The 25,984-nt window shown below is 50.0% G+C and carries 24 protein-coding genes; 10 read left to right on the forward strand and 14 right to left on the reverse strand.

Annotated features, from left to right (window positions below):
* Positions 1–17: 17 nt before the first annotated feature.
* The gene (locus BTJ40_RS10020) at positions 18–1,448 is read left to right on the forward strand and encodes a coniferyl aldehyde dehydrogenase (protein ID WP_108732960.1); all 1,431 of its coding nucleotides are present in this window, start codon (positions 18–20) and stop codon (positions 1,446–1,448) included.
* Between the two features lie 35 nt (positions 1,449–1,483).
* On the opposite strand, the gene BTJ40_RS10025 is transcribed toward BTJ40_RS10020, so the two are convergent.
* Complete coding sequence (locus BTJ40_RS10025) at positions 1,484–2,284, reverse strand: IclR family transcriptional regulator (RefSeq protein ID WP_108732961.1); 801 nt, start codon at positions 2,282–2,284, stop codon at positions 1,484–1,486.
* A gap of 372 nt (positions 2,285–2,656) precedes the next feature.
* Here BTJ40_RS10025 and BTJ40_RS10030 point away from each other — a divergent pair, with 372 nt between their 5' ends.
* A complete protein-coding gene (locus tag BTJ40_RS10030; RefSeq protein ID WP_108732962.1) occupies positions 2,657–3,307 on the forward strand; it encodes a hypothetical protein in 651 nt (216 codons plus the stop codon).
* A gap of 231 nt (positions 3,308–3,538) precedes the next feature.
* Here the strand turns inward: BTJ40_RS10030 and BTJ40_RS10035 are convergent, their stop codons facing one another.
* Positions 3,539–4,495, reverse strand: coding sequence for a ribonuclease Z (locus tag BTJ40_RS10035; RefSeq protein WP_108735234.1), 957 nt, complete (start codon positions 4,493–4,495; stop codon positions 3,539–3,541).
* A 199-nt stretch (positions 4,496–4,694) separates the two neighbouring features.
* Between BTJ40_RS10035 and BTJ40_RS10040 the strand changes: the two genes are divergently transcribed.
* Positions 4,695–5,540 carry an arylamine N-acetyltransferase gene (locus BTJ40_RS10040; protein WP_157953992.1) on the forward strand — a complete coding sequence of 282 codons (846 nt, stop codon included), beginning with the start codon at positions 4,695–4,697 and terminating at the stop codon, positions 5,538–5,540.
* Positions 5,537–6,124 (forward strand): flavodoxin family protein, encoded by a 588-nt coding sequence (locus BTJ40_RS10045; protein WP_108732964.1) that lies wholly within the window; start codon positions 5,537–5,539, stop codon positions 6,122–6,124. The genes BTJ40_RS10040 and BTJ40_RS10045 overlap by 4 nt, the downstream gene beginning before the upstream one ends.
* Here BTJ40_RS10045 and BTJ40_RS10050 read toward each other — a convergent pair.
* Positions 6,086–7,414, reverse strand: coding sequence for an MFS transporter (locus BTJ40_RS10050; protein WP_108732965.1), 1,329 nt, complete (start codon positions 7,412–7,414; stop codon positions 6,086–6,088). The genes BTJ40_RS10045 and BTJ40_RS10050 overlap by 39 nt on opposite strands.
* Before the next feature lie 458 nt (positions 7,415–7,872).
* Between BTJ40_RS10050 and BTJ40_RS10055 the strand changes: the two genes are divergently transcribed.
* Positions 7,873–8,478: a TMEM175 family protein gene (locus BTJ40_RS10055; protein WP_108732966.1), complete on the forward strand. Its 606-nt coding sequence runs from the start codon at positions 7,873–7,875 to the stop codon at positions 8,476–8,478.
* Between the two features lie 49 nt (positions 8,479–8,527).
* Here the strand turns inward: BTJ40_RS10055 and BTJ40_RS10060 are convergent, their stop codons facing one another.
* The 6 genes from BTJ40_RS10060 to BTJ40_RS10085 form a co-directional block, all read right to left on the reverse strand.
* Complete coding sequence (locus tag BTJ40_RS10060) at positions 8,528–8,950, reverse strand: GNAT family N-acetyltransferase (RefSeq protein ID WP_108732967.1); 423 nt, start codon at positions 8,948–8,950, stop codon at positions 8,528–8,530.
* 1 nt (position 8,951) lies between these two features.
* Positions 8,952–10,106 (reverse strand): cupin domain-containing protein, encoded by a 1,155-nt coding sequence (locus BTJ40_RS10065; RefSeq protein WP_108732968.1) that lies wholly within the window; start codon positions 10,104–10,106, stop codon positions 8,952–8,954.
* A gap of 129 nt (positions 10,107–10,235) precedes the next feature.
* Positions 10,236–11,609, reverse strand: a complete 1,374-nt coding sequence (gene purB / locus BTJ40_RS10070; protein ID WP_108732969.1) for an adenylosuccinate lyase — start codon at positions 11,607–11,609, stop codon at positions 10,236–10,238.
* 15 nt (positions 11,610–11,624) lie between these two features.
* Entirely contained in the window at positions 11,625–12,263 is a 639-nt protein-coding gene (hflD, locus tag BTJ40_RS10075; RefSeq protein ID WP_192879419.1) for a high frequency lysogenization protein HflD, read from the reverse strand.
* Between the two features lie 6 nt (positions 12,264–12,269).
* Positions 12,270–13,415, reverse strand: coding sequence for a tRNA 2-thiouridine(34) synthase MnmA (mnmA, locus tag BTJ40_RS10080; RefSeq protein ID WP_108732971.1), 1,146 nt, complete (start codon positions 13,413–13,415; stop codon positions 12,270–12,272).
* A gap of 97 nt (positions 13,416–13,512) precedes the next feature.
* Entirely contained in the window at positions 13,513–14,115 is a 603-nt protein-coding gene (locus BTJ40_RS10085; RefSeq protein ID WP_108732972.1) for a pseudouridine synthase, read from the reverse strand.
* 149 nt (positions 14,116–14,264) lie between these two features.
* On the opposite strand from BTJ40_RS10085, the gene icd reads away from it, so the two are divergent.
* Positions 14,265–15,515: an NADP-dependent isocitrate dehydrogenase gene (gene icd / locus BTJ40_RS10090; RefSeq protein ID WP_020415259.1), complete on the forward strand. Its 1,251-nt coding sequence runs from the start codon at positions 14,265–14,267 to the stop codon at positions 15,513–15,515.
* A 104-nt stretch (positions 15,516–15,619) separates the two neighbouring features.
* Here icd and cspD read toward each other — a convergent pair whose 3' ends face one another.
* The gene (gene cspD / locus BTJ40_RS10095) at positions 15,620–15,919 is read right to left on the reverse strand and encodes a cold shock domain-containing protein CspD (RefSeq protein ID WP_108732973.1); all 300 of its coding nucleotides are present in this window, start codon (positions 15,917–15,919) and stop codon (positions 15,620–15,622) included.
* 265 nt (positions 15,920–16,184) lie between these two features.
* Between cspD and clpS the strand changes: the two genes are divergently transcribed.
* Together clpS and clpA are read left to right on the forward strand one after the other, a co-directional pair.
* Positions 16,185–16,565: an ATP-dependent Clp protease adapter ClpS gene (gene clpS, locus BTJ40_RS10100; protein WP_108732974.1), complete on the forward strand. Its 381-nt coding sequence runs from the start codon at positions 16,185–16,187 to the stop codon at positions 16,563–16,565.
* A 134-nt stretch (positions 16,566–16,699) separates the two neighbouring features.
* Positions 16,700–18,979, forward strand: coding sequence for an ATP-dependent Clp protease ATP-binding subunit ClpA (gene clpA / locus BTJ40_RS10105; protein WP_108732975.1), 2,280 nt, complete (start codon positions 16,700–16,702; stop codon positions 18,977–18,979).
* Between the two features lie 96 nt (positions 18,980–19,075).
* On the opposite strand, the gene infA is transcribed toward clpA, so the two are convergent.
* The 4 genes from infA to trxB all read right to left on the reverse strand — a co-directional run bounded on the left by infA (position 19,076) and on the right by trxB (position 21,861).
* Positions 19,076–19,294 (reverse strand): translation initiation factor IF-1, encoded by a 219-nt coding sequence (infA, locus tag BTJ40_RS10110; RefSeq protein WP_010130378.1) that lies wholly within the window; start codon positions 19,292–19,294, stop codon positions 19,076–19,078.
* A gap of 125 nt (positions 19,295–19,419) precedes the next feature.
* The gene (locus BTJ40_RS10115) at positions 19,420–20,139 is read right to left on the reverse strand and encodes an arginyltransferase (RefSeq protein ID WP_108732976.1); all 720 of its coding nucleotides are present in this window, start codon (positions 20,137–20,139) and stop codon (positions 19,420–19,422) included.
* Entirely contained in the window at positions 20,132–20,824 is a 693-nt protein-coding gene (aat, locus tag BTJ40_RS10120; RefSeq protein ID WP_108735235.1) for a leucyl/phenylalanyl-tRNA--protein transferase, read from the reverse strand. The genes BTJ40_RS10115 and aat overlap by 8 nt, the downstream gene beginning before the upstream one ends.
* Positions 20,825–20,913: 89 nt before the next feature.
* Positions 20,914–21,861, reverse strand: a complete 948-nt coding sequence (gene trxB, locus BTJ40_RS10125; protein WP_108732977.1) for a thioredoxin-disulfide reductase — start codon at positions 21,859–21,861, stop codon at positions 20,914–20,916.
* 405 nt (positions 21,862–22,266) lie between these two features.
* Here trxB and BTJ40_RS10130 point away from each other — a divergent pair, with 405 nt between their 5' ends.
* A complete protein-coding gene (locus BTJ40_RS10130; protein ID WP_108732978.1) occupies positions 22,267–23,322 on the forward strand; it encodes a methyltransferase domain-containing protein in 1,056 nt (351 codons plus the stop codon).
* A 236-nt stretch (positions 23,323–23,558) separates the two neighbouring features.
* Positions 23,559–25,901: a DNA translocase FtsK gene (locus BTJ40_RS10135; RefSeq protein ID WP_108732979.1), complete on the forward strand. Its 2,343-nt coding sequence runs from the start codon at positions 23,559–23,561 to the stop codon at positions 25,899–25,901.
* The last annotated feature ends 83 nt before the right edge of the window (positions 25,902–25,984 follow it).

Here is a 25,984-nt window from a genome sequence, read left to right on the forward strand (position 1 = left end):
TTTGCGAGGGCGCGCACATGGAGAAAGTTGTCGAGCACACCAGATCTGTGAGCATAGGTAAAGTAGAGAGTGTTTTTAAACTTCAAAAGGATGCATTTAATAGGAACCCCTACCCGAGTCTTCAGGAACGCCTGGAAAGTTTAAAAAAATTAGAACAATTGATCCTGGGAAACCAGAAATACATAGCAAAGGCAATAAGCGAGGATTTTGGTAATCGTGCCATCCAGGAAACTAAAATTGCAGAGATCTATGGGTGTATCGACGAGATTCGTTACACTCGTAAGCGCTTAAAAAAGTGGATGAAAATGCAGAAGCGACATGTGCCTTTACTACTTCGAGGAGTAAAAAATCGCGTATTACCTCAACCAAAAGGGGTGGTTGCTATTGTTACCCCCTGGAATTATCCACTACTTCTATCTGTTGGGCCCTTGGTGAGTGCGATATCCGCAGGGAATCGCTGTATGATCAAGATGGCTGCTAACTCGCGCGCTCTTTCTGCATTATTACATCAGCTATTTAATAGGTTCTTTCCAGAGGATCTGGTAGCTATTCTTCCGGAAGTAAGCGCCACGGAGTTTACAGCTCAGGCATATGATCACATGATCTTTACTGGATCTGGCAAGGTAGGAAAAATGGTAATGCGGAGGGCTGCGGATCACCTAACTCCTGTGACACTAGAGCTGGGGGGCAAGTCGCCAGCCATAATATGTGGCGACTTTGATGAAAATATTGCTGCGGAACGTATTTTGAGCTCAAAATTCTTCAATGCGGGCCAAACTTGTGTAGCTCCAGATTATTTATTGATTCCTGAAGAGAAACTTTCAGGATTCTTGGAATCGTCCAAGAGACTTGTACCCAAATGGTATCCATCTTTAAATTCAGAAGATTATACTTCGATTGTTGATGAAAAGGCGTTTAATAGGCTGAATACTTTTCTAAAGGATGCTCTGGAGAAAGGGGCTACAGTTCTGCCGTTATTAGATGTTGAAAACAATAAAGGTTTGCAAAAAATTGCTCCTACCTTAGTGTTAAACCCGACAGAAGACATGAGCCTGCTACGTGAGGAGATATTTGGCCCTATTTTACCTATTCTTACGTATAGGAATCTGTCTGATACGATAGATTACATAAATAGTAAAGATAGGCCTTTAGCATTATATATTTTCAGTTCTAGCGGGGAGATTCAGGAAAAGATTATCAAAAGCACAATGTCTGGAGGTGTTTGTATCAATGACTGCGCGATGCATGTCTCCCAGGCAGACTTGCCCTTTGGTGGTATTGGGGCGAGTGGCATGGGGCAATATCACGCTTATGAGGGTTTTTTGGAATTCTCAAAATTACGACCGATCTTTACACAAGCCAAAAAGTCAGCGGCGGTGCCTTTACGACCACCTTATGGCCAAAGATTTGATAAAATTTTCAACTTTCTACTGCGTTTCAAGCTGTAGCTGTACTGATTGAGAAGATCTGGAGTTTGAGTCGACTAATATCGGATTAACATAGCTTCGATATTACCTACCAAGTTTTTCAACAGAGGAGCTACTTCATTTTCTAAGTATTCCGGGTTAAGCCTAAAAGCGGGCCCGCCAGCATTAAAAGTATAAATATGACCTTGGCTTAAAGAGAGAGGTACTGCGATACCGTTGACATCGCGATTCCACTCGCCAAAAGAGCAGCAGAAGCCGCGCTGCTGGTAGCTGGTGACCGCTTCTTCAATACCGGCTTTGATTGCTGGCCATTGATCACCAGCTTTTTTCTCCAGGTAGCCATAAAAATATTCCCGTTCTTCTTGAGGGAGTGCTGCCAAAAAGGCTCGCCCGGAGCCGCTGGAAGCTATGGGTACGCGATTTCCAATTTCATGGCGAAAAGTTGTGACATTTGCTGGAGCACAGAACTCGACAAAAATCATATCCAGCCGGTCCCGATCAGAGAGACCAACAGCGGTACCGGTAGAATTGGCCAGATCCTGCATTAAAGGCTTGGCTACCTGCCTGACTGTGAGATTTGAGACAAAAGCATAACCAAGAGCCAGGACGCCACTACCCAGCTGATATTTTTCTATTCGATCAGAGTAGGTCAGATAGCCTAACTTGGTCAGGGTATAAGTCAGCCTGGAAACACTGGAACGGGGCAGGCCAGTGCGCTGGGCGATCTCCAAATTACCCAGGAAGCCATCACCAGGTTGAAAAGCTCGGAGCACATCCAGACCACGAGCTAAAGCCTCAATAAATTTTCGATCTGGTTCTGTATCTTTCTGTCTGGGAAGGTCACTTAAGGAAACCATTGGCTTAGTCCTACTTATTAATTAATAAGTATACATATGTTCCCTCTCAAGCTGAAGGGAGATATACGAATCCTGTATGGGAAATCTGTTTTACTGGAGTATGCTGGGGTAGGTGATGATAGAAGTGGATGACTAAATATTGCCTGGTTAAAGAGTTTGTGGGGTATAGTCTTATATTCATTATGTGCCAAGCTTTATAGTGAAGGGTATATAAATATAATTGATGCGAGGTAATGACAGTTTCTTACCAGGTGGTGCCTAGTGTATTATTAATTACTATACTAATTTGCTGAATTTTGGAGGAGTTATAATTTCAAGCTAGTTTCAGTGGAGTAGGGTAACTTCCCTTCTAATAAACCCTGGGAAATTGCTATGAAAACGCATTATGCTATAGGGAATGATAAGCTAGCAAAAGGCTTTCTGCGTACGGTTAAAAGCGGCAGTTCAAAAATCAAACAGTATTTACTCAATCGTGTAGGGTTGGCATCTCATGAAATAAGAGTAGGTATTAACTCTGATTCTCCTTTCGCATTTGAAAAATTAGTTTGGAATAAAGATCATAGAGATTATCAGTATTACGATAGGTCCTTTGGATCTTCGTTTATATATATGTTAAATACATCGAAGACGGTTCCGGCAATCACTTCGTTTGGTGTTATTGTTGTTCTTCCTAAGGATTCTCCTCTCAGGTTTCGAGATCCCCGCATTGCGGATGATAGTGATGACCTTTCAATGTTTTGGCAGCATGACTTCATTGATACTGAAGATGAAAAGGAAATTGCTTTACGTGAAATACCAACTTTGCCTCAGGGACGTTACCTCAATTTTCCAAAACATAAATTTCTCACTGATGTCTGGTGGCCCGGCATTATCGAAACTTATGGTTACCATGAGTGGATAGATAAGCAAGATATACCTAAAAGTCTTGGTGAGGAGATGGAGACAAATATTAAACGCACTATTAAAAATATGGAAGTGTGGCTTTATGTTGTTTTAGATAGTGATGAGCTTCTGCCATTTTAAATGGAGTTATCAAGATAAGACCTTTATGCCAGGATTTTGGACGGTTGGCACTGTGGTAAAATAATTGTTCTGGCGATATGGTTAAAGGTGTTAATCAAGTGAACCCTGTTATCTCCACCAGTGTTTAGTAGTCTATTCGGCTGATCTGAGTATAGATACTATGTCAAAAAAATGAAATATGCTCTCAAAGAATCCGTTTATGACTGCTATCTGTTCTTTGGGTATAGTTGCCTACTGTTTTTGGACGAGTTGCCCAGATTTTTCTAGAAAAAGATGCATAAAATCCTCAGCTAAATATAGTTGTCCCTTATAAATCAACTGCGCTTCCTTTCTGATAGTATCAATTGAGCAGCTCGCCTTGCTATCTTTTTGGTAGCGTGTGCTGAAATGTGTGAGAACCAGGTTGGGAATTGAAAGGCCCTCGGCAAAAGAGGCTATTTGAGTGGAATAGCTGTGCCCTACATGACCCGCTTTCTCAGCCAAATCTTTTGCATAAGTTGATTCATGCACCAAGACATTGCTGTTGGTGCAGGTATCTTTTAAAAGCTCAGGGTTATCATTATCTCCGCAGATTATAATCTTACGTGGAGGTCTCGGCTTTAGAATAAAGTCTGTTGCAGTGCATATTTTACCGTGATGAACGACATCGATACCGTTCTTTATCTTCCCCCATTGCGGTCCTTTAGGGATACCGGTGGCAAGTAAACTTTGTGTATCTAATGTAACCTCAACATATCTTTCCGTAAAACTGTACGCATAAGAGGGGACCCTGTGGGAAAGTTGTATAGTGGTTATGGTGAATTGCCCCATTTCTATTTTGGGTAAATCTTCAACAGGAATGAAGTTGAGTTCAAATGGAAGATAGAGTTCTGTGATTGTTTGAGTTGATAGAAGCCAGTCATAAACGGCTCTAGGGGCAACAAGTGTCAGTGGTGTTGCCCTTTGTTGCTTTCCTGAGCTACTAAGTAGACCAGGGAGTCCGTAGCAGTGATCACCATGCTTATGGGTGATAAAGATTGCACTTAGTCTATTTAGTGATAAGTTTGTATGTAGAACCTGCTGTTGGGTGCCTTCCCCACAGTCGATTAAATACCAGTTCTTTCCCAGGCTTTCTAATAGTCCAATACCAGAAACATTCCTCTGCTTGGTCGGAGTGCCTGATGATGTCCCCAAAAACAGTATCTCCACTAAGTCGTTACCTGATTGTTTTAGCAATATTGAAGATTACGCTGGCTGGGCGCGTTTCCTAGACTTTGGCTGAGATTACCCTCTGATTGATAAGCAGTGTAGGTGTAGAAGATGAAAAAAGCTATTGACCTCAAGTTAGGTTTAGGTATTAAGCTCCTGTCTATTGTTTATGAGCCCGGATTTTGAGGAGGTAATTGAAATGGGTACCCCTGGTATTAACTTGCAGCAATATTTAGACCGTATTAATTTTGATGGAATCCCGAGTGCTAACTTGCAGTGTCTACAGCAGTTGTTGACCCAGCACGTCCGTACGATTCCATTCGAGAATGCCACTTCATTTTTGGGAAGCCCTGTGGATATTGAGTTGGAATCTATTGAGGCCAAGTTGGTACAACAAAAACGTGGAGGTTATTGCTACGAGCAAAATGCCTTATTAGGGGCAGCGTTAGGGCCAATCGGCTTTAAAGTTACGAACCTCGCTGCACGAATACTGTGGCAAATGCCGATAGGGCATCAACCCGCTCAGTCGCATATGATTCTGATGGTGGAGCTTGAGGGTACACGCTTTCTGATAGATGCGGGATTTGGCAGTAACACTTTGACTGCACCACTAAATGTAGACTCCAGTGATCGTCAGAGCACACCGCACGGTGTTTACCGCTTTACTTTAATAGATGATGAGTACCTGTTAGAGGTCACAACCGATAGTGGTTGGCAACCTATGTACAGCTTTGACTTGAAACCTAAAACTCATGGCGATTACAAAATTGGTAGTTGGTATTGTTCAACGCACCCTGAATCCAGGTTTGTAGAGCACTTGATTGTTGCTCGGTCCTTCCCAGAGGGGCGGCATACACTTTTCAATAGACAGTTAAGCTATCAGCCACTTTTAGGCTCCAAGAGTGTTGTTATGTTGGCAGATGTCGATGAGCTTCGTGCTACTTTACTGGATATCTTTGGAATAGAACTACCAGCTGGCAGAGAAATTGATCAAAAGTTAGGCCGGATATTTGAGTCAGACCGCATAGCGGAGCGAGTCATATGAAGAGGGTAGGTGTTGTTTACCATTCTGTGTCTGGCTGCAGTAAAGTTCTTGCGGAGTCCGTGGTTGAAGGGGTTAACACGGTAGAGAATTGTATTGGTGTTGCCCTTGAGATTCAGGGGGAGAGCATTCGTCACGGACGTTATGAAGACCAGTCATTATTAACTCAGTTGGATCAATGTGAAGCCATAGTAATGGGGTCGCCGACCTTTATGGGTACTGTCTCCGCTCAATTCAAAGCATTTATGGATGCAGCAAGTGAGCGCTATGGAGATCGATGCTGGCTGGATAAATTAGCTGCAGGATTTACTGTTGGCAGTAATTTTAGTGGTGATCAGCTAGGTACCATCAGAACTCTACAAGTCTTTGCTGCACAAATGGGTATGTTATGGGTTCCCCTGGATATTCTACCGAGTCAAGATTCCCTGGGTAGAAATCGGGGTGGTTGTCAGTCGGGCTTGGTAGCTGTCGCTGAGGGGGCTGGCGAAATTCATGAGTTGGATCGACTTACAGCCGTACATTTAGGCCGTCGAATGGCAGGCTTAGCACTACGAACTTCCGATTTTAGGACTACGCCTCTTGACTAGCTTTTTGCTACTCAAAAGTAGGCTGCTGATGCAGCCTACGATGACGACAATGCCGATTAGCTGAAATCCTGCCTGGTAATTGTAGAATTTCTGTGTTGGTTGTGGAGCAAAGTCAAAAAGTCTGGCTAGTAGATCGCTGAAGGAGCGGATATAAGCGAACTCTATATCTTGATCGAGTGAGAGTCCTATGAGGGTTTGAATTACCCCTCCTAAAGCAAAGCCTCCAGTTACAATAAGGGCAGAGGCAATAGCATGGGTCCTTTCAGGAAGTTCGGATTGCACTATCGAGAGAGATAAAATGGAGCTGCTGAGGCCAAATCCTAAGAGAAAATTTGCCGCCAAGGTCCAGGAGTCTGACAAGTTAATACTCAGCAAAGCTGTGACAGCAATAATTGAGAGGAAACTAAAAGTTCTCGCCGGAAGTACATAATCTCCCCGATATTGAGACCAGGCACCGACGATAAAACTACCGATAATGATGCCCATTGAAATCATCGTATTGAGTAGGGCACTTTCTTTGGATGTTTCACGAAAAAAATCAACTTGGAACTGTATATTCCATAAATCAGAGTAGGCGATAATTACGCCGAAAAGGCAGGAGTAGAATGTGAGGGCCAACCAAAAAGCGCTTGACTTAAAGCATAAATTTAGTTTTTCAAATTGAATGGCTTTTTTTACAGAGAGTTCACGGGAAGATTTTTGACTGTTGCCAATTAAAATAAATAGTAGCACAGCAAGGCAAATAAGAAATAGTGCTGCGATGAAGTAGGGCTCCCGAAATGAGACTTCGGTATCGAACAAACCGATAAATAACGAGAGTGAGGCTGCTGCGAAATTAGCTAATCCTTGGCTAACAGCCGCCATCAATGAAAACTTTTTAGGTAAATCCCGTCCGATAACATAGATAACTCCCAAGAAGCTACTGGATAATCCAAGTGCGACTAGTAGCTGCCCTGCAAGGGCTGTTCCGAAAGAATGACTGCTGGCAAAAATTACACAGCCGCTAGAGGCAAGGACTGCTGAGATCCCCAGCAAATACCGTGGACTTATAGGGCCCAATAGTGAGCCAAGTGTCAGTTGGCCAATTGAATAGGCGACAAAGTAATACCCTACCAGCATCCCTAAGCTTTGATGGCTGAGATTGAGCTCCTGAGTGAAGCTAGGTGATAGTAGGGCAAACAGGATTGAGTTGGTTACGCTGGCGCTGAAAAATATGACTGCAATTGTCCAAGACGCGTAGCGGAAGTGTTTCCGCCCCATAAGCTTTTCTTTACCGGTGTCTATTGCCACGTCTTGGGCTTCACTCCTCAGCTCCTGCTTATGGCTGCAGCGACCAACAGGGAGAAAGTGCTAGGGCTTCAATGAATATGAAGCAAGTCGCATTAGATAGATCTTAGAGCAATTAGGAGCCGTAGCCCGAACACAAGGAGTTGGTAGTAAGCAGGATTGAAATCGATCGGGCAGCGAGAGTTTGATCAAAGCATCGCCAGCGACTGTAGAAGTTGAACGCCACTTACTAGGCGGTGCTGTATCGAAGTGCTTCCATAGACTCTTCACTTAAAAGAATACACTTACAAAGTCGTTATCAAGTTGTTTGATCTTCGCAATAGAAACATTTCGTGGCTCGTTATCAGGTGGAAGGTATGTGAGTGGTGAGGGTGCTGTTGCCATCTTGATATTGGACAGCCAGATCGTGCTTCGGGACTGGGCTTTAATGAGTATGCAATCATGGTAATCGATGGTGGCCCATGCGTCGAAAGTCTTTCTTGGCTAGCCGTATTAATGCTGTCAGTGATGGCGTGTTTGCCATTGCTATGACGCTGTTGGTTTTTAATATTCAGATTCCCGATCTGGAAGATATAAAACCGGGCGAGGATTTCCATAGCAATATTCTTCAGCAGTTGCCCCACTTTTTTTCCTGGCTCCTGAGCTTTGCGATTCTCTGCCGGCTGTGGCTTACCCACAACTATCTGATGTCGGACCATCAATTTAAATCGGTAGCCTTTACCAGTTTTAACTTTTTGTTATTGGGGGCGGTGGCGTTTATTCCCTTTCCAGCAAGTTTGATGGGGGAATATCCAGATCAGGCTTGGTCAGTGATATTATTGTCAGCCAGCTATGCGGTGGCCGCTATAGCAATTGCGGGTATGTGGTGTGTCGCTGCGAATCGAACGAACGTATCCGCGCACCGTGTGCTAGTGGTCAGTTTGGTGATGTTGTGTACCAGTATCCTGGCGTGCTTGTTGACCCTTTTCAATCCCTATTGGGGGCTTGGGCTCTGGATAGTGTATGTGTTGGGGATAGCGCCTTTGGCTTACTTTGTCGAGAAGCGCTATGCCCCAGCAGAGAGTTGAGATGGGACAGGGCCTGCCACATGGTTATTGATGGCAGGCTTCAAAATGGTCAGATCAGGCTGCGCACCATTTTGATATGGGGAATTCCCGCTTCGTTAAACACATTGCCTTCCACCTCAAATCCAGCCTGCAAGTAGAACCCCTGAGCATGTTGCTGTGCATGTAAATGGACTCGCTGAAAATTCTGTTTCTGGGCCTGCTCACAGATGGCTTGCAATAGCTGGGCCCCGATGCCGAGACCACGTGAGGATTTTTGCACAGCCATACGACCAATTTTTCCGCCTTGGGTGAGGCGTCCGGTGGCAACCGGGATTGTTTTGCGGTAGACGAGGAAGTGCTGGGATGTCTCCTCTTGATCATCCCATTCCAGATCCGCAGGTACCTGTTGTTCCTGCACAAAAACTGCTTGGCGTATTGAACGAATTGCGTCCCGGTCAGTGTTCCAATCGGCTAGGCGTATAGCTACTGGCATCTCAGAAATCCTCAGGAGGGTAGATCAAGGTGCCCTGTGCAACCAGTTGATCGAGAAGGCCGCTGTCTTCGGCTATTTCCGGGAAGGCTTCGATATCATCCCAGGATATTTCATGGGATTCAGCAAACTGCTCGGCAAATGCCAGGGGGCAAGGGAAGGCTTCACCATCAACAAACAAAGTGGCTGGCTCGCGGCAAAAGGCGGTGCGGGAAGCGGGATTTAAAACCAGTTGTGCTCCCTGTGGCATTTGTTCGCGCCAGTCTGCAGCATCGTCAGCATCCAGGGCGACTGTATCCGGGTATTTTGCTTCGGTCATAATCGCGCCAAACCACTGGGCGATTTTCTCCGGCTGCTGCAGCCATTCGCCGAGCTGTTGTTGCAGGCGGGCAACAGAGGCGGGATCAATCTCCGCTGGATTTTTCGCCACTTCAGCACCGGCATCGGTGTAGCGCTGGCTGTCCGGCAAATCCATAGCGATTTCAGCGGCGAGATCTTCGAGGATCGCCGCGGCAGATGGGGCGCGGAAACCAATAGAGATTGTGGTGCATCCACCTTCGGCTATCCCCCAATGGCTGTATTGGGGCGGCAAGTAAAGCATATCGCCGGGCTCTAGTACCCAGCTGTTTTCTGCTTCGAATTCTTTCAGGATATTAAGGGGCGTTCCTTCAAGGCGAGGATTGCTTTCATCCACCTTGGGGCCTTGTTGCCACAAACGCTTGCCTTCGGCCTGGAGAAGAAACACATCGTAGTGATCGTAGTGGGGACCAACGCTGCCCTTATCGGCGGCGTAACTGATCATCACATCATCCAGGCGCCAGTCGGGGATAAAGCGGAAGAAATCTTTTAGTTCAGCAATTTCTGACATCCACTGATCGACAGCTTGTACCAGCAGGGTCCAGTGGGTTTTAGGGAGGGAGAGAAAATCCTCTTCAGTGAATGGACCTGTGCGCAGCTCCCAGGGACCGCTTTCACCATTTTCCAGTACCAAACGAGACTCGACCGCTTCCTCCAGGGCCATACCTGCGAGTTCTTCACCCGAGATGGGTGATTCAAAGTTGGCGAAAGCATTGCGTATCAGCAGGGGTTTCTGCTGCCAGTAGTCACGCATAAAAACTTCGATGGGCATGTCGCCAAGATGGGTAAGGGGGCTGGCCACGGTAACTCTCACTGTCAGAAGGCTGGGGTTTGCATCTGGATATTCTGAGGTTCGGAAACTATCCAGCGTACTTTTGTATTTTTTAAAAGATGACCAGCCGCACTGGGTGCGGCTGGTAGCTGGGCTCGGTTAAATTTTGCGAGCTTGTTCCACGGCGTTACCGATATAGGATGCCGGAGTCATTTCCAGCAGATCGCTCTTGGCCTCTGCGGGAATCTCCAGGTTCTCGATAAATACTTTCAGGGTTTCACGGGTGATGCCCTGGCCACGGGTGAGGGCCTTCAGTTTTTCGTAAGGCTCTTCAATGTTGTAGCGACGCATAACCGTTTGGATCGGCTCTGCCAATACTTCCCATGAATTATCCAGGTCTTCCGCTAGGCGCTCGCGGTTGATTTCCAGTTTGCCCAGGCCTTTCATGGTGGCGGCATAAGCAATGGCGGAATAGCCTGCACCCACCCCCATATTGCGCAGCACGGTGGAGTCTGTCAGATCGCGCTGCCAGCGGGATACTGGAAGTTTGGCGGCCAAGTGCTGGAATACGGCGTTGGCGATACCCAGATTGCCTTCGGAGTTTTCGAAGTCAATGGGGTTAACTTTGTGCGGCATGGTGGAGGAGCCAACTTCACCGGCAACGACTTTTTGCTTGAAGTAACCCAGGGAGATATAGCCCCATACATCGCGGTCAAAATCGATCAGGATGGTGTTAAAGCGGGCAACAGCGTCGAACAGCTCAGCAATGTAGTCGTGGGGCTCGATCTGGGTGGTGTAGGGGTTCCAGCTAAGGCCCAGAGAAGAAATGAATTCTTCAGCATTTTGCTCCCAATCAATATTGGGATAGGCGGACAGGTGAGCGTTGTAATTACCTACCGCACCGTTAATTTTACCCAGCAGCGGTACCGCTTTAATCTGGGCTACCTGGCGGCGTAGGCGCGCGGCCACGTTGGCAAGTTCTTTACCAACAGTAGACGGGCTGGCTGTCTGGCCGTGAGTACGGGACAGCATGGGTACGTCGGCAAAGTCCTGGGCCAGGCCTACGATAGCGTCAATCAGGGCTTCCATCGCAGGCAACATGACGTTGTCGCGGCCGGCGCGAAGCATCAGGGCGTGGGACAGGTTATTGATGTCCTCAGAGGTGCAGGCAAAGTGTACGAATTCACTCACTTTTGCCAGCTGGGCATTGCTGCTGATTTTATCCTTGAGGAAGTATTCAACCGCTTTTACATCGTGGTTCGTGGTGCGCTCGATTTCCTTGATGCGCTCAGCATCTTCCAGGGAGAAGTCGGCCACAATGCTGTCGAGCAGCTTGTTAGCAGCTTCGTCGAACTGATCAACTTCGGCGATCTCTTTATGTGCGGAAAGTTTTTGCAGCCAGCGTACTTCCACTTCAACGCGGGCGCGGATCAGGCCGTATTCACTGAAAATTTCACGCAGGGGGGCAGTCTTGCTCTCGTAGCGACCATCAATAGGGGATACCGCTGTGAGTGCGGAAAGCTCAACTGTCATAGTAAATCTCCGGGATTAGTGTTCTATAGATTCGATATGTGCGATCAATTCGTTGGTCGCATTCAAAAGCTTTTTGCGCTGGAACAGAAGGTGCAGGCGGCGTCCACCCATCTGTCGCCATAGGGTTGCCGAGCGGATGCCGGCAAATAGCATGGAGCGAATTTGATTGGCGACACGCTGCTGTTGCAGGTAATTGAAGTCGCCCAGTACCTGAATCCGGAAGCGGAAGGTACCTAGCGTATCGCTGTAGATGCTGGCGAGGTTGGAAAATACATTCTCGTGAGTCAGCTCGAAGTGCTCTGCTTGAGTCTTGGCCTTATCCAATCGACTGCCAATGATTGATAGCAGGTCATTATTCTTGCTGAGTTGTTGCTGCAGGTAGATCACCGAGAGGGCGTAGCGCAGACCATCGGTATATTCCGGGTGTTGCCGCGTCTTTAGTATTTGCTGCGATACTTTTAAGCCGGGCAGCAGCTTGTCTGCACCGGCGAATATATCTTCAGTGCGATCAGGGTTTAGCTGGAAGAGGCTATATACCCCGGTTTCCAGCTGTTCCTGCGGTGCAGAGCCTGTTTTGGCCAGGCGCTCCACCAGTGTTGCGGATTGGAATATTCCTGCCAGTGCCAGTGCCTGATCCCGCCAGTTATTCAAAATTACTCCTTAATCTTTCTTGTATTTTTCCGGTACTGCGGCGCCAACTCCCGTGGCTTTCTCGATCACCGCACCACCGAGACAGGTTTCTCCATCGTACAGTACCAGAGATTGTCCCGGTGTGATTGCGCGTTGTGGCTCGTCGAACTCTACAACCAAGCCGCCATTGTCTTGCAGGTGCACGGTGCAATCCTGATCTGGTTGGCGATAGCGGGTCTTGGCCTGGCAGCGGAAAGTTTTGCTTGGTGCCGCGCCGTTGATCCAATGGGTCTGGGTTGCTTCCAGTCCCGTTGTATAAAGCAGGGGATGATGCGCTCCCTGGGCCACAATCAGTACATTGCGCTCCAGGTTTTTTCCGACAACATACCAGGGCTGTTCGCCTGCACCTTTGACACCACCAATACCGAGCCCCTGGCGCTGACCAATGGTGTGGTACATCAAGCCCGCGTGGCGCCCCATGACTTCACCCTCTGGGGTTTCCATATCGCCGGGCTGGGCGGGCAGGTACTGCTCGAGGAAATCCTTGAAGCGGCGCTCGCCGATAAAGCAGATGCCGGTGCTGTCTTTCTTGTTGTGAGTGATAAAGCCGTTCTCTTCAGCGATACGGCGAACTTCGGGCTTCTCCAGCTCCCCCAGAGGAAAGAGTGAACGGGCAAATTCGGCTTCTCCCACCGCATGCAGGAAATAGCTCTGGTCTTTGTTGCCGTCGAGTCCTTTCAATAGGTAGGTGCGGCCATCGATATCGCGGCGGCGAGTATAGTGCCCGGTGGCTATTGCATCCGCGCCCAGCACTTCGGCGTACTCAAGGAAGACCTTAAATTTGATTTCCCGGTTACACAGGATGTCCGGGTTGGGAGTACGTCCAGCTTTATACTCAGCCAGGAAGTACTCGAATACGTGATCCCAGTACTCGGCAGCAAAGTTGGCAGTGTGCAACTTGATGCCCAGTTTCTCACAAACGGCCTGGGCATCCGCCAGGTCCGCCTTAGCGGTACAGTATTCTGTGCCGTCGTCTTCATCCCAATTTTTCATAAACAGGCCTTCCACCTGGTAGCCCTGCTGGATCAGTAGGTGTGCGGCTACAGAGGAATCCACACCGCCGGACATACCGACGATGACGCGCTTTGGCTGTTTGTTGTGGGTGGAATCAGGCATAAGAAGGACAGTCACTACTTCACTGGTATGAAAGGGGGCCGAATTTTACCTGCGAACGCCCCATTTGACCAAGACCGCTTTGATCTTCCGTTATAGATTATCGTTTTCGGCGCGGTCGACTGCGGTTGTGTGCTGGTTTTGTCCGGGGCTTGGGTGCGCCAAAAACCTCCTCTATTCGATACTCGCCAGGCTGTAATGAGTCGAGCTTCCAACTGCCTATAGCCACCCGAATCAGTCGCAGGGTAGGGAAGCCTACCGCCGCAGTCATCCGCCTTACCTGGCGATTCCGCCCCTCGGAGATAGTCAGCTCCAGCCAGCTGGTTGGGATCGATTTGCGCTTGCGAATTGGCGGTGTGCGGGGCCAAGGCTCCATATCCGGCAGGCGCTTGGCCTTGGCAGGTGCGGTTCGGCCGTCCTTCAGGTCGACCCCTTGCCTGAGCATATAAAGAGCATCATCAGTAAGTTCACCTTCCACCTGGGCCCAATAGGTCTTGGGCATCTTCCGCTTGGGGTGGCTGATTTGATGTTGTAGCGCTCCATCATCAGTCAACAGTAGTAAACCTTCAGAATCGTAGTCCAGGCGCCCCGCCGCATAGAATCCCTTGTGTTGGATAAAGTTAGCCAGAGTGGCGCGATTCTGGTCATCTGTAAATTGGCTTAATACGCCAAAAGGCTTGTTGAGGAGAATAATCTTTGCCATAAGAAAAATTGAGTATTGTAATCCAACTACAAAAAATAGCCGAGGCTGCTATAATCCCGCCGTTTTTCATCCCCGCCCTAAGGTCCCGGGGGAGCGGTGCAAGCAACGCTGGACCTAAAAAGTCATAGAATTTTGGGAGTTTACGCAATATGGGTCATATCCAAGTGCCGGCAGACGGCGAAAAAGTTACAGTCAATTCCGACGGTTCGCTGAATGTTCCGAATCGCCCGGTTATTCCTTTCATCGAGGGTGACGGCATCGGTGTGGATATCACCCCGGTAATGCGCAAGGTGATCGACGCGTCTGTAGAAAAAGCTTTCGGCGGCGAAAAGAAAATCGAGTGGATGGAAATCTACTGCGGTGAGAAGGCGGCAGAGACTTACGCTGGCGACTGGTTCCCGGCTGAAACTCTGGAAGCGATCAAAGACTACGTTGTTAGCATTAAAGGCCCTCTGACCACTCCAGTAGGCGGCGGCTTCCGTTCCCTGAACGTTGCCCTGCGTCAGGAGCTGGATCTGTACGTATGTCAGCGCCCTGTGCGCTGGTTTAGCGGTGTACCTTCCCCGGTTAAAGAGCCGAACAAGGTAGACATGGTTATCTTCCGTGAAAACTCCGAAGATATCTACGCTGGTATCGAGTGGAAAGCTGATACTGACGAAGCTAAGAAAGTAATCAAGTTCCTGCAGGACGAGATGGGTGTTAAGAAGATCCGTTTCCCTGAGAACTGCGGTATCGGTGTTAAGCCGGTTTCTGCTGAAGGTACCAAGCGTCTCGTGCGCAAGGCTATCCAGTACGCTGTGGACCAGGATCGCGATTCTGTAACCCTGGTACACAAAGGCAACATCATGAAGTTCACCGAGGGTGCCTTCGCTGATTGGGGTTACGAGCTGGCTCGCGACGAGTTTGGCGCTCAGCCGCTGGACGGTGGTCCCTGGCACAGCTTCAAGAACCCGAAGACTGGCAAAGAAATCGTTGTTAAGGATGTAATTGCTGACGCTATGTTGCAGCAGATCCTGCTGCGTCCGGCTGAGTACGATGTAATTGCCACCCTGAACCTGAACGGCGACTACCTGTCCGACGCACTGGCTGCACAGGTTGGTGGTATCGGTATTGCTCCTGGCGCAAACCTGTCCGACGACGTTGCCCTGTTCGAAGCGACCCACGGTACTGCGCCTAAGTACGCTGGCCAGGACAAGGTTAACCCGGGCTCCCTGATTCTTTCCGCTGAGATGATGCTGCGTCACCTGGGTTGGAATGAAGCTGCTGACCTGGTGATCAAGGGTATGGAAGGTGCTATCGAAGCCAAAACCGTAACCTACGATTTCGAGCGCCTGATGGACGGTGCTGAGCTGAAGTCCTGTTCTGCGTTTGGTGACGAAGTTATCAAGCACATGGCTTAAGCTGCATTCGTGAGGCTGGGCTGGCTTTGAGTTGGCCCGAGTCCCATGAAAAAAGCCCTTCACCTTGGTGAAGGGCTTTTTTATTGTCTGTTTGCTGGGCTCGCTTAGCCGACAGCTTCCGCTTCCTTCTCCCTCGATTTTTCTGTGTGTACTACATCAGATTCGCTGTTGTTCGAAGTGTTGGGTGAAGTGGTTTCTGAGGTCAGTGCGGAGATATTTGCAGCGTGGTAGCCCTTGTCTCCTCGAATAATATCGAAGGTGACTTGTTGGCCGGCCTTCAGGGTTCGGTAGCCTTCCATCTGAATTGCGGAATAGTGCGCGAACAGATCCTCCCCTCCCTCATCTGCAAGAATAAACCCATATCCCTTAGCGTTGTTGAACCACTTTACAGTACCGGTAGGCATAACGATTCCCTCTAATTGCCTGAGTGGCCCCTGGCCACCTTACAGAGTTTTTATATTTATTTGACCTGCTGGTTAGTCGGCTGCGATCCTATCTGCGACTAACGTTTGATGTAACGGTCACTACCTCTTGTAGTCAACAGCCGGGGTAATGTCAAGGCTCCCCGGTGACCGCTGTGTCAAAGGTCAAATAAGGTTACAATGTCACGTCATTGAAGGTTGCATTGGCTGCAATTTTCAGGCTCGATAGAATTCATTGATAATTGTTATGAGTACTTCGCGAATCATTAAACTAAGCTCCAGTGACTCCGATGGAGACAATCCTCACCTCGATGATTTCGATGGTGAGTTGGCCCTTGAGGAGGCGCCGCCGCAACTGAAGCGGCCGCCGATGTATAAAGTTGTCATGCTCAACGATGACTACACCCCCATGGATTTTGTTGTTGAGACTCTGGAGTTGTTTTTTTCAGTAAACCGGGAGCGCGCCACACAGTTGATGTTGCAGGTTCACACACGGGGAAAAGCAGTGTGCGGTGTCTATACTCGGGATATAGCGGAGACAAAGGCCGCACAGGTCAATCAGTTCGCTCAAGAGAATGAGCATCCCCTGTTGTGTGAGATTGAAGCGGACGAAAGCAAAGAGGATTGATTCTGACAGAAAATGCTTTGAACAAAGGGTCCCGTCACCTGAAGGGAATCAGCCAGGATATAAACGCCGGCGAAGGGTGCGCGCCTACCAGCGGAGTCGGCGGGAAATATTGGCGATTAGGGTTTGAGGTTTAGATGCTCAGCAAGGACTTAGAGGTAACGCTTAATCTAGCGTTCAAAGGTGCTCGAGCGAAACGGCATGAGTTTATGACCGTTGAGCACCTATTGCTGGCGCTCTTGGATAACGAGTCCGCAGCAGATGTACTACATGCTTGTGGAGCGGATTTAAGTGCATTGCGCCGTGAACTCCTGGAGTTTGTAGACTCCACAACACCGTTGATCCCGGAGGCAGATACAGACCGCGAAACTCAGCCGACTCTGGGCTTCCAGAGGGTCCTGCAGAGGGCCGTATTCCATGTCCAGTCATCCGGTAAAAAGGAAGTTACGGGAGCTAATGTCCTGGTTGCTATTTTCTGTGAGCAGGAGAGCCAGGCTGTTTACTACTTGAAGCAGCAGAGTGTTGCCCGGATAGACGTAGTCAACTACATCACCCACGGAATTTCCCGCGTTGGCTCCAGTGGTAATAATCACCATCACGGTTCTGATACTGCACCTGAGCAGGTAGATGAGGAAATTAGTGGGGGTGCTGAGCCTGGTGGTTCCGACCCCCTGGAAAGTTATGCCACCAACCTCAACCAGGAGGCAATTCTTGGTCGCATTGATCCACTGGTTGGTCGTGCCCCTGAAGTGGAGCGCGTCACTCAGGTTCTGGCTCGTCGCCGCAAAAACAATCCATTGCTGGTTGGTGAGTCCGGTGTAGGTAAGACCGCAATTGCCGAAGGATTGGCGCGGCGTATTGTCGATGAGGATATCCCTGAGCCTTTGAAAGAGAGCACTATTTACTCTCTGGATCTCGGCTCCCTGTTGGCGGGAACCAAGTATCGCGGTGATTTTGAGAAGCGCTTTAAGGCCCTGTTGGCTGAGCTCAAGAAGCGTGAGCACGCCGTACTGTTTATTGATGAGATCCACACCATCATCGGGGCCGGCGCCGCTTCAGGAGGCGTCATGGATGCCTCCAACCTGCTTAAGCCGCTACTTTCCAGCGGTCAATTGCGCTGTATAGGTTCCACAACTTTTACTGAATATCGCGGTATCTTTGAAAAAGATCGCGCTCTATCTCGCCGTTTTCAAAAGATTGATGTCAGTGAGCCTTCGGTTGAGGAGACTGTGCAGATTCTTCAAGGGCTCAGAAGCTGCTTTGAGGATCATCACAAGGTCCGCTTTACCGATGGGGCTCTGGATGCTGCAGCCCAGCTCTCCAGTCGCCATATCACCGAGCGGTTCCTGCCGGATAAGGCCATTGATGTGATCGATGAGGCCGGAGCTTACCAATCCCTGTTGCCTGAAGAGGACCGCAAAGAGGTTATCGGGGTCTGTGAGATTGAGATGGTTATCGCCAAGATGGCGAGAATACCCGCCAAGAGTGTGTCTGCTTCTGACAAGGAGCAGCTGTCACGGCTCGATGACAATCTCAAAATGGTGGTGTTTGGGCAGGATAGCGCCATTGATGCCCTGGGTACGGCAATTAAGTTGAGTCGCGCGGGGCTGGGTTCTGAAGAGAAGCCTATAGGCTCCTTCCTGTTTTCGGGACCCACCGGTGTTGGCAAGACGGAGCTCTGTCGTCAGTTGGCAAAGGTAATGGGTATCGAGCTGATTCGCTTTGACATGTCCGAGTACATGGAGCGTCATACGGTTTCCCGCTTGATAGGTGCGCCTCCTGGGTATGTTGGTTTTGACCAGGGCGGTTTACTGACCGATTCGGTGACCAAACATCCCCACAGTGTTGTGCTGCTCGACGAGATTGAGAAGGCGCATCCCGAAGTATTCAATCTGCTGCTGCAGGTGATGGATCACGGCACTCTGACTGATAACAATGGCCGCAAAGCGGACTTCCGGAATGTCATCCTGATTATGACTACCAATGCGGGCGCTGAGGTGATGAGCCGCCGTTCGATCGGTTTCTCCCATCAAGATCACTCCACCGATGGGATGGAGGAGATCAAAAAGATGTTTACTCCGGAATTCCGCAATCGCCTCGATAATATTATCCAGTTCCGCTCCCTGCCTCTGGAGGTGGTGAAGACGGTAGTGGACAAGTTTATCGTTGAGCTGCAGGCGCAGTTGGATGACTCCAAAGTGACTTTGGTTGTCGATGATGAGGCCCGTGAGTGGCTGGCAGTGCGGGGTTATGACGAGAAAATGGGAGCGAGGCCTATGTCTCGCCTGATTCGCGACAAGCTGCGCAAGCCTCTGGCGGAAGCCGTGCTCTTTGGTGAGCTGGCGGAAGAGGGGGGGCGTGTTTGTGTCACAATTGAAGATGATGAGCTGGCGATTAAAACGGCGGTGCCTGCCTAAAATAAATTAGTTCCAGCCAAGCAATAAAAAAGCCACCGGAAGGTGGCTTTTTTAATTCGGGCCAAATTGCCTTGCGGAATTTGGCCTCTGAGCGAATTAGCGCGCGCGGTACGTAATGCGGCCCTTGCTCAGGTCGTATGGAGTCAGCTCCACTTTCACCTTGTCGCCGGTGAGAATGCGAATGTAGTTTTTGCGCATCTTTCCGGAGATGTGCGCAATTACCACGTGTCCGTTTTCCAGCTTTACGCGGAAAGTGGTGTTCGGCAGGGTGTCGATCACCTCGCCTTCCATTTCAATATAATCGTCTTTTGCCATGCGGCAGCAACCTTACAATAACTTGATCAGACCTTTACCCCGGAGGCTCTTTGGCCTAGCCGCGGCTTGACGGGCGAGCATTTTGCACGAAAAGGCAAGATAGAGCAAAGGGAGTGTGAATTGAACTAGAGCGATTTAAGGCTCCAGCGGTTTTCTTTTAGCATTTCAATCGGGCGGAACTGGCTTTTGTAGGCCATTTTATGGCATTGCTCGATCCAGTAACCCAGGTAAAGATTGGGTAACCCCAGACGTCTCGCCCATTCAATCTGGTAGAGAATGCAATAGCTGCCCAGGCTCCGCTTGTCCTCATCGGGATCGAAGAAAGTATAGATGGCCGACAGTCCTGCAGTCAGGATATCGGTCACAGCCACGGCAACCAGTTTGCCCCTGGCTCTCAGCTCAATGTATCGAGTGGAGCCCCAGGCCTGGCTGAGGAAGCTGCGATATTGCTCCCGACTCGGCGGATACATCTCCCCATCTGCATGGCGCTGCTCGATGTAGCGTGCGTAGAGTTCGTAGTGTTCATCCGTATCGATGGATTCGATATGGAATATGTCCAGGTCCTTATTGCGTTTCCAGCAGCGGCGCTGGTTGCGATCGGGGACAAACAGGCTCACTGGCACGCGAGCCGGCACGCAGGCACGACAGGTCGCGCACTGGGGGCGATACAGGTAGGCACCACTGCGACGGAATCCCAGCTCTGAGAGGCGGTTATAAAGCCTCTGGTCCACCTCGGTTTGGGGGTCGACAAACACCGTGGTGGCCTCCCGGTCCGGCAGGTAGCCGCACGGGTGGGGCAGGGTGGCCAGTAGGCGCACTGAATCCAGCTGAGAGTATTTACCCATAAGTCCACGAAAGCTTCCAGGGCTGCGGGAAGTGCGGCTGTTTAACACCGTCTGCCAGCAGCTGTTCGAAATCCTTACGACACATCTCCACTGCTCCAAGACTGCTGAGATGAGGGTTACTCACCTGGCAGTCGATCAATGGACAGCCCCACAATTCTAATTGCCGAACGAGGTGGACAAAAGCGACTTTTGAGGCGTCTGTCTCCCGGTGAAACATGGACTCACCAAAAAATACCCGTCCCAGGGCAATACCATAGAGTCCCCCAACCAGCTGACCACCGCGCCAAACCTCCACTGAGTGGGCGAATCCCTGATGGTGCATATCGATATAGGCCTCGCACATCTCATCGGTGATCCATGTGCCGGCTTCATCCGCCCGGGGCTCGCGGCAGGCCTCGATCACTTCGGGGAAGGCTTGGTCGAAGGTGACCGAGAAGGTTCCTCGGCGCAACACTTTGCGCAAAGTGCGGCCAATACGAAAGTTTCGTGGGATAACCACGCAGCGAGGAGAGGGGCTCCACCACAAGATAGGTTGGTCATCTGAATACCAGGGGAAGACACCCCTTTGATAGGCCTCAACAAGCCACTCGGGGGTCAGGCCTCCACCGGCGGCTAGCAGGCCGTTTGGGTCATCCAGTGCAAATTCAGTAGGGGGGAAATCGACAACGGTGTGGTCGAGCCACATCAGGCGGCTTTGGGTGTTCCCTGCCACGATCTGACTCCTGTCGGTATAAGGGTGGGCCGGGCAGAGATACTTCTGCCCGGGGGTTCAGGTTACTTCTCGGCGTCGAGGAAGCGCTCGGCGTCCAGGGCGGCCATACAGCCGGTACCCGCAGAAGTCACAGCTTGGCGGTAAATATGGTCGGATACGTCACCTGCGGCAAATACACCGGGAACAGAGGTCTGGGTGGCATTGCCATTCAGGCCGCTCTCCACAATGAGGTAACCACCATTCATTTCAAGCTGGCCTTCAAAGATACCTGTGTTTGGCTTGTGACCGATAGCAATAAATACGCCAGAGACGTCCAGTTCCTGGGTGGAGTCATCCTTGGTGCTGCGCAGGCGCACTCCGGTTACACCATTATCATCCCCGAGAACCTCGTCCAGGGTATTGTGCCAGCAAACGTTGATATTGCCGTTTTCCACTTTATCCATCAGGCGGTCCTGAAGGATTTTCTCTGCACGCAGCTCGTCGCGACGGTGAATCAAGGTCACTTCACTGGCGATATTGGAGAGATACAAAGCTTCCTCAACAGCGGTGTTACCACCGCCCACAACAGCAACTTTCTGGTCGCGATAGAAAAAGCCGTCACAGGTTGCACAGGCGCTGACGCCGCGACCCTGGAAAGCCTCTTCGGAAGGGAGGCCCAGGTACTGAGCAGAGGCGCCGGTGGCAATAATCAGAGAGTCGCAAGTGTAGGTTTCGTTACCTTTCAGGGTGAACGGGCGCTCTTTGAGGTCAACCGATTCGATGTGATCGAAGATGATTTCTGTTTCAAATCGCTCTGCGTGTTGTTGCATTTGCACCATCAGATCCGGACCTTGAAGTTCCGGAATACCGCCTGGCCAGTTTTCCACTTCAGTGGTAGTGGTCAGCTGGCCACCCTGCTGCATACCAGTGATAACAACTGGATTCAGGTTTGCGCGGGCAGCGTAAATCGCTGCCGTATAGCCGGCGGGGCCTGAGCCGAGGATGATCAGTCGATGATGCTTATTGCTCATGAAGTACTCTTTAAAACTCTCAATTTGCGAAATTTACCCAATAGACTGGGAGTCCATATGCCCGTCCATTTTTTGATCAGGCGAGACTATTAAATTGGGCGATATAATAGGCGATATTTACCATTCGGCGAAATAGTTTGCCTTAATTTCTTCGATTGATAGTGTCTATTCAACCTGATCAAGCCCGCAGCTGAAGCTGCTTTTGTCTCTAAACATTGATCGTAAGATCTTGAAATATAATAAAAAGTTCCACTTTTTATGAGCGGACTGCTGGGTCTTTTTGGGAGGAATATGGTGTTACGAATTAAAATTACTGATTGTGGGAGTGGCAGGAATTGTGACAGCTGCCCAGGGACATTTTCCCTTCAAGCAGATCCTTAGACCCCTTAAAAATTGAGGATCGATATGCGCTACAAGAGAAAGTTCATACCCATAAATTTGAAACAGGAACAGTTGGGGCATCCTAAAACCTTCTTGACCTTAAGTGAGGAAGCCCAGGCTTTCGTGTCTGAAATTATTGACGATAGTTACTCGCTGCGCTTTTCCGTTGACCTGGAGCCGAATGGGGATCACCGGGCCAGTTTACACGGCCCTCCGCACCTGCTCGATCTGTTCACCTCGCTCAATCTGCAAGTTCGATGCGAGATTGTTTCTGATGGATACGGTGGTAAAGCAGATGGGGCTGTCACCTGTGAGGGGAAGCCTGAAGAGTTTGAAAAATTTGCCATGGCGCTGGGGCTCGGTGACGGCTGCCGAGTCCTCGATCTGATGTGTGGGAGAGGGGCCCTGAGCAGTTATCTGCTTAAGTTTGCCCGGGCACAGGGCATTGTTATTCAATGTAGCCTGTGTGATTCCCACCTTTCTCAGCTTGAAAAGCTTGATCCAGATGTTCAGTTACTCGCTGCGGATATCACTATTGGAGATGGGCGGGACCTGCCATATCCCAGTGAATTATTTGATGCTGTTGCCATCAAAATGGGCTTGCACGAAGTGCCCTATAGAGATCAACCTCTGGTGCTTCAGGAGGGGTATCGGGTTCTCAAACCGGGAGGACCCCTGTTAATTTGGGACTTAATGCCAACTTCTGCCGGGGTCCAGGACTTATTGTGTGCCCAAAAGAGAAAGTTGTCATACCTGACACATAGGGAATCGCTACTCTTTGACCGATTCTTCTTGCGGGAAGATCAGGTGCTGCAATTGCTTATCGATGCAGGCTTTAAACAAATAGAGCTGGTATCCAGAACCTATTACCGGGATAGCACCCACGACAAGCTGAAGGCTGAGCTGGGCGGAGATCAGTATAAATTGGAAGTTTTGAACAATTACCTTCGTGAGAGGGTTACCCAGGCGATCATTGATGAAGTTTGCTGGGAGGATTCCGGGCAGGATATCTCAATGATGATTCCAAATTGCATCTATCGCACGTACAAACCGATAAATTTAGAAGAGAATAGTGGTTAGGAAAAGCTCCAGGTTCTCCAGGTTTTCCGATACTGCCATCAAACAACAAAAATACAGTGTGTGTTAGGGCTCGTAAGGCGCAATCTGAAAGCGTAAATTGTAAAATGTTTAGGTGGAGTTGCTTTCTTCTATAAGCAAGACAGAATTTTGTCTCAGGGTTTGGAGATTTGAGTCCCCAATAATCCCTGGCGAATACAAGTGGACATAAAAAAGTACAGAATTATCGAGGTAAGCCATTGAAGGCCGAAAGCGCAACTGAAAAAAGCCCTGCAGAGAGTAATGCATTGCCAGACTCACTGATCGCCCGACTCGTTCGCGAAGGTGCCCTGATCAGTTTGTTGGCTGGTGCGCTGTTACTCGCCATCAGCCTGTTAAGCTTCAGTGCAGAAGATCCGGGCTGGTCGCAAACTGGCAGCTCCCAGCAGGTGCACAATGCCATTGGTCCGGCCGGTGCCTGGTTGGCAGATGTGTGTTTGTCTCTGTTGGGGTGGATGGCTTACCTGTTCCCCCTGCTGATTGGCCTGCGCGCCTATCACATCCTTCGCGACCGCAATGCTCGTTTTCATTTGCCTCTATTTGCTTTGAGGGTTTTTGGCCTGATGCTGCTGCTTGTCAGCGGGGCGGCAATTGCAACTCTGTGTTTTGATCCCGCAGAAAACCCTTTGCCGTTCACCAATGGAGGTATCATTGGCAGTGCTGTGGCGTCTGCACTGGGCTCAAGCCTCGGCTATGTAGGGGCAACCATTCTGCTGCTGGCAATATTTGCTATCGGTGTAACTGTATTTACCGGTTTGTCGTGGCTCAAATTGGCCGAGGCGATTGGCAAGAATGTATTGGGCCTGTTTGCTTTGTTGGGTAGCCTCTATCAGCGCTGGCGCCAAAAACGCAATGAGCAGAGAGCTGCCCGGGAAGCGATAGTGGTGCGCAAGGCCGCCGTGGAAGAAGAGAAGCAGCGAGTTGCTAAGCGAATTCCCCCGAAGATCGAACCAGTTGCGCCCAAGCCCAAGCAGAGCCCCAGGGCGGCAAAGGAAAAACAGCGGGAGCTTTTCAAAAGTGGCCCAGTTACCGGAACCCTGCCGCCGTTGGGTCTTCTCGATCCCGCGGACCAAAATAAGAAGGCCGGCTTCTCCAGGGAGTCCCTGGAAGCACTGTCGCGCCTGCTGGAACTCAAGCTGAAAGATTTCGGTGTTGTTGCCGAAGTGGTATCTGTACTGCCGGGACCGGTAGTTACCCGCTTTGAAATTCAGCCGGCTCCCGGCGTGAAGGTGAGTAAGATTTCCAACTTGGCAAAAGACCTGGCCCGCTCGCTCGCGGTGATCAGTGTGCGTGTAGTCGAGGTGATTCCGGGCAAGTCAGTTGTGGGTATTGAGATACCCAACGAAAACCGACAGATGGTACGCCTCAGCGAGGTGTTGTCAGCAGATATCTACGACAATGCTAAATCGCCCTTAACGCTGGCACTGGGTCACGATATTTCCGGCCAGCCGGTTGTGGCCGATCTGGCCAAGATGCCCCACTTGCTGGTAGCTGGTACCACGGGCTCGGGTAAGTCTGTGGGCATCAACGTAATGCTGTTGAGCTTGCTATATAAATCCACGCCCGATGAAGTCCGCCTTATCCTGGTGGACCCGAAAATGTTGGAGCTATCGGTGTACGAGGGCATTCCGCATTTGTTGACCCCAGTAATCACCGATATGAATGATGCTGCCAACGGTTTGCGTTGGTGTGTTGGTGAGATGGAGCGCCGCTACAAGTTGATGGCGGCAATGGGGGTGCGAAACCTTGCGGGCTTTAACCGCAAAGTGAAAGAGGCGGAAGAGGCCGGTGAGCCCTTAATCGACCCTATCTGGCAGCCAGACCCCGCTTCCAGTGTGCCGGAAGATGAACAAACGGCACCTGCCCTGAAAGCGCTGCCAGCGATCGTTGTTGTGATCGATGAATTTGCCGACATGATGATGATTGTCGGCAAGAAGGTGGAGCAGCTAATTGCGCGAATCGCCCAGAAGGCCCGTGCTGCAGGTATTCATCTGTTACTTGCTACCCAGCGCCCGTCAGTGGATGTTATTACCGGTTTGATTAAAGCAAACGTACCTACCCGAATTGGCTTCCAGGTTTCGTCGAAAGTGGATTCCCGCACAATTCTTGATCAGGGTGGTGCGGAGCAGCTGTTGGGCCACGGTGACATGTTGTACTTACCGCCAGGTAGTGGAGTTCCTGTTCGTGTCCATGGTGCCTTTGTCGACGATCACGAAGTGCATAAGGTTGTCGCCGATTGGGGCCGTCGCGGTGAGCCTGAGTATATCGATGGCATTGTCGACGACAGTAATAACAGTATTCCTGTGCCTGGATTACAGTCTGAAGGCGGTGAAGATGAAGACCCGGAAGCCGATGCGCTCTACGATGAAGCCGTAGCCTTCGTCACAAAATCCCGCAAGGCGTCAATCTCTTCTGTGCAGCGCCAGTTGCGGATTGGTTACAATCGCGCGGCTCGAATTATTGATGCCATGGAGGCGGCTGGGGTTATATCTCCGGCGGGCCACAACGGCAATCGAGAGGTGCTGGCACCACCGCCAGCTTGATGGAAGTTTGGCCCTGGGAGCCGTGGCGGGTTAAGCCACTGTTCACTTTGTAGGGGTTAATCTTTAAGGAAATCATTACGTTG

Origin of the sequence: Microbulbifer sp. A4B17 (assembly GCF_003076275.1) — a bacterium.
In the GTDB taxonomy this organism is placed as follows: domain Bacteria; phylum Pseudomonadota; class Gammaproteobacteria; order Pseudomonadales; family Cellvibrionaceae; genus Microbulbifer.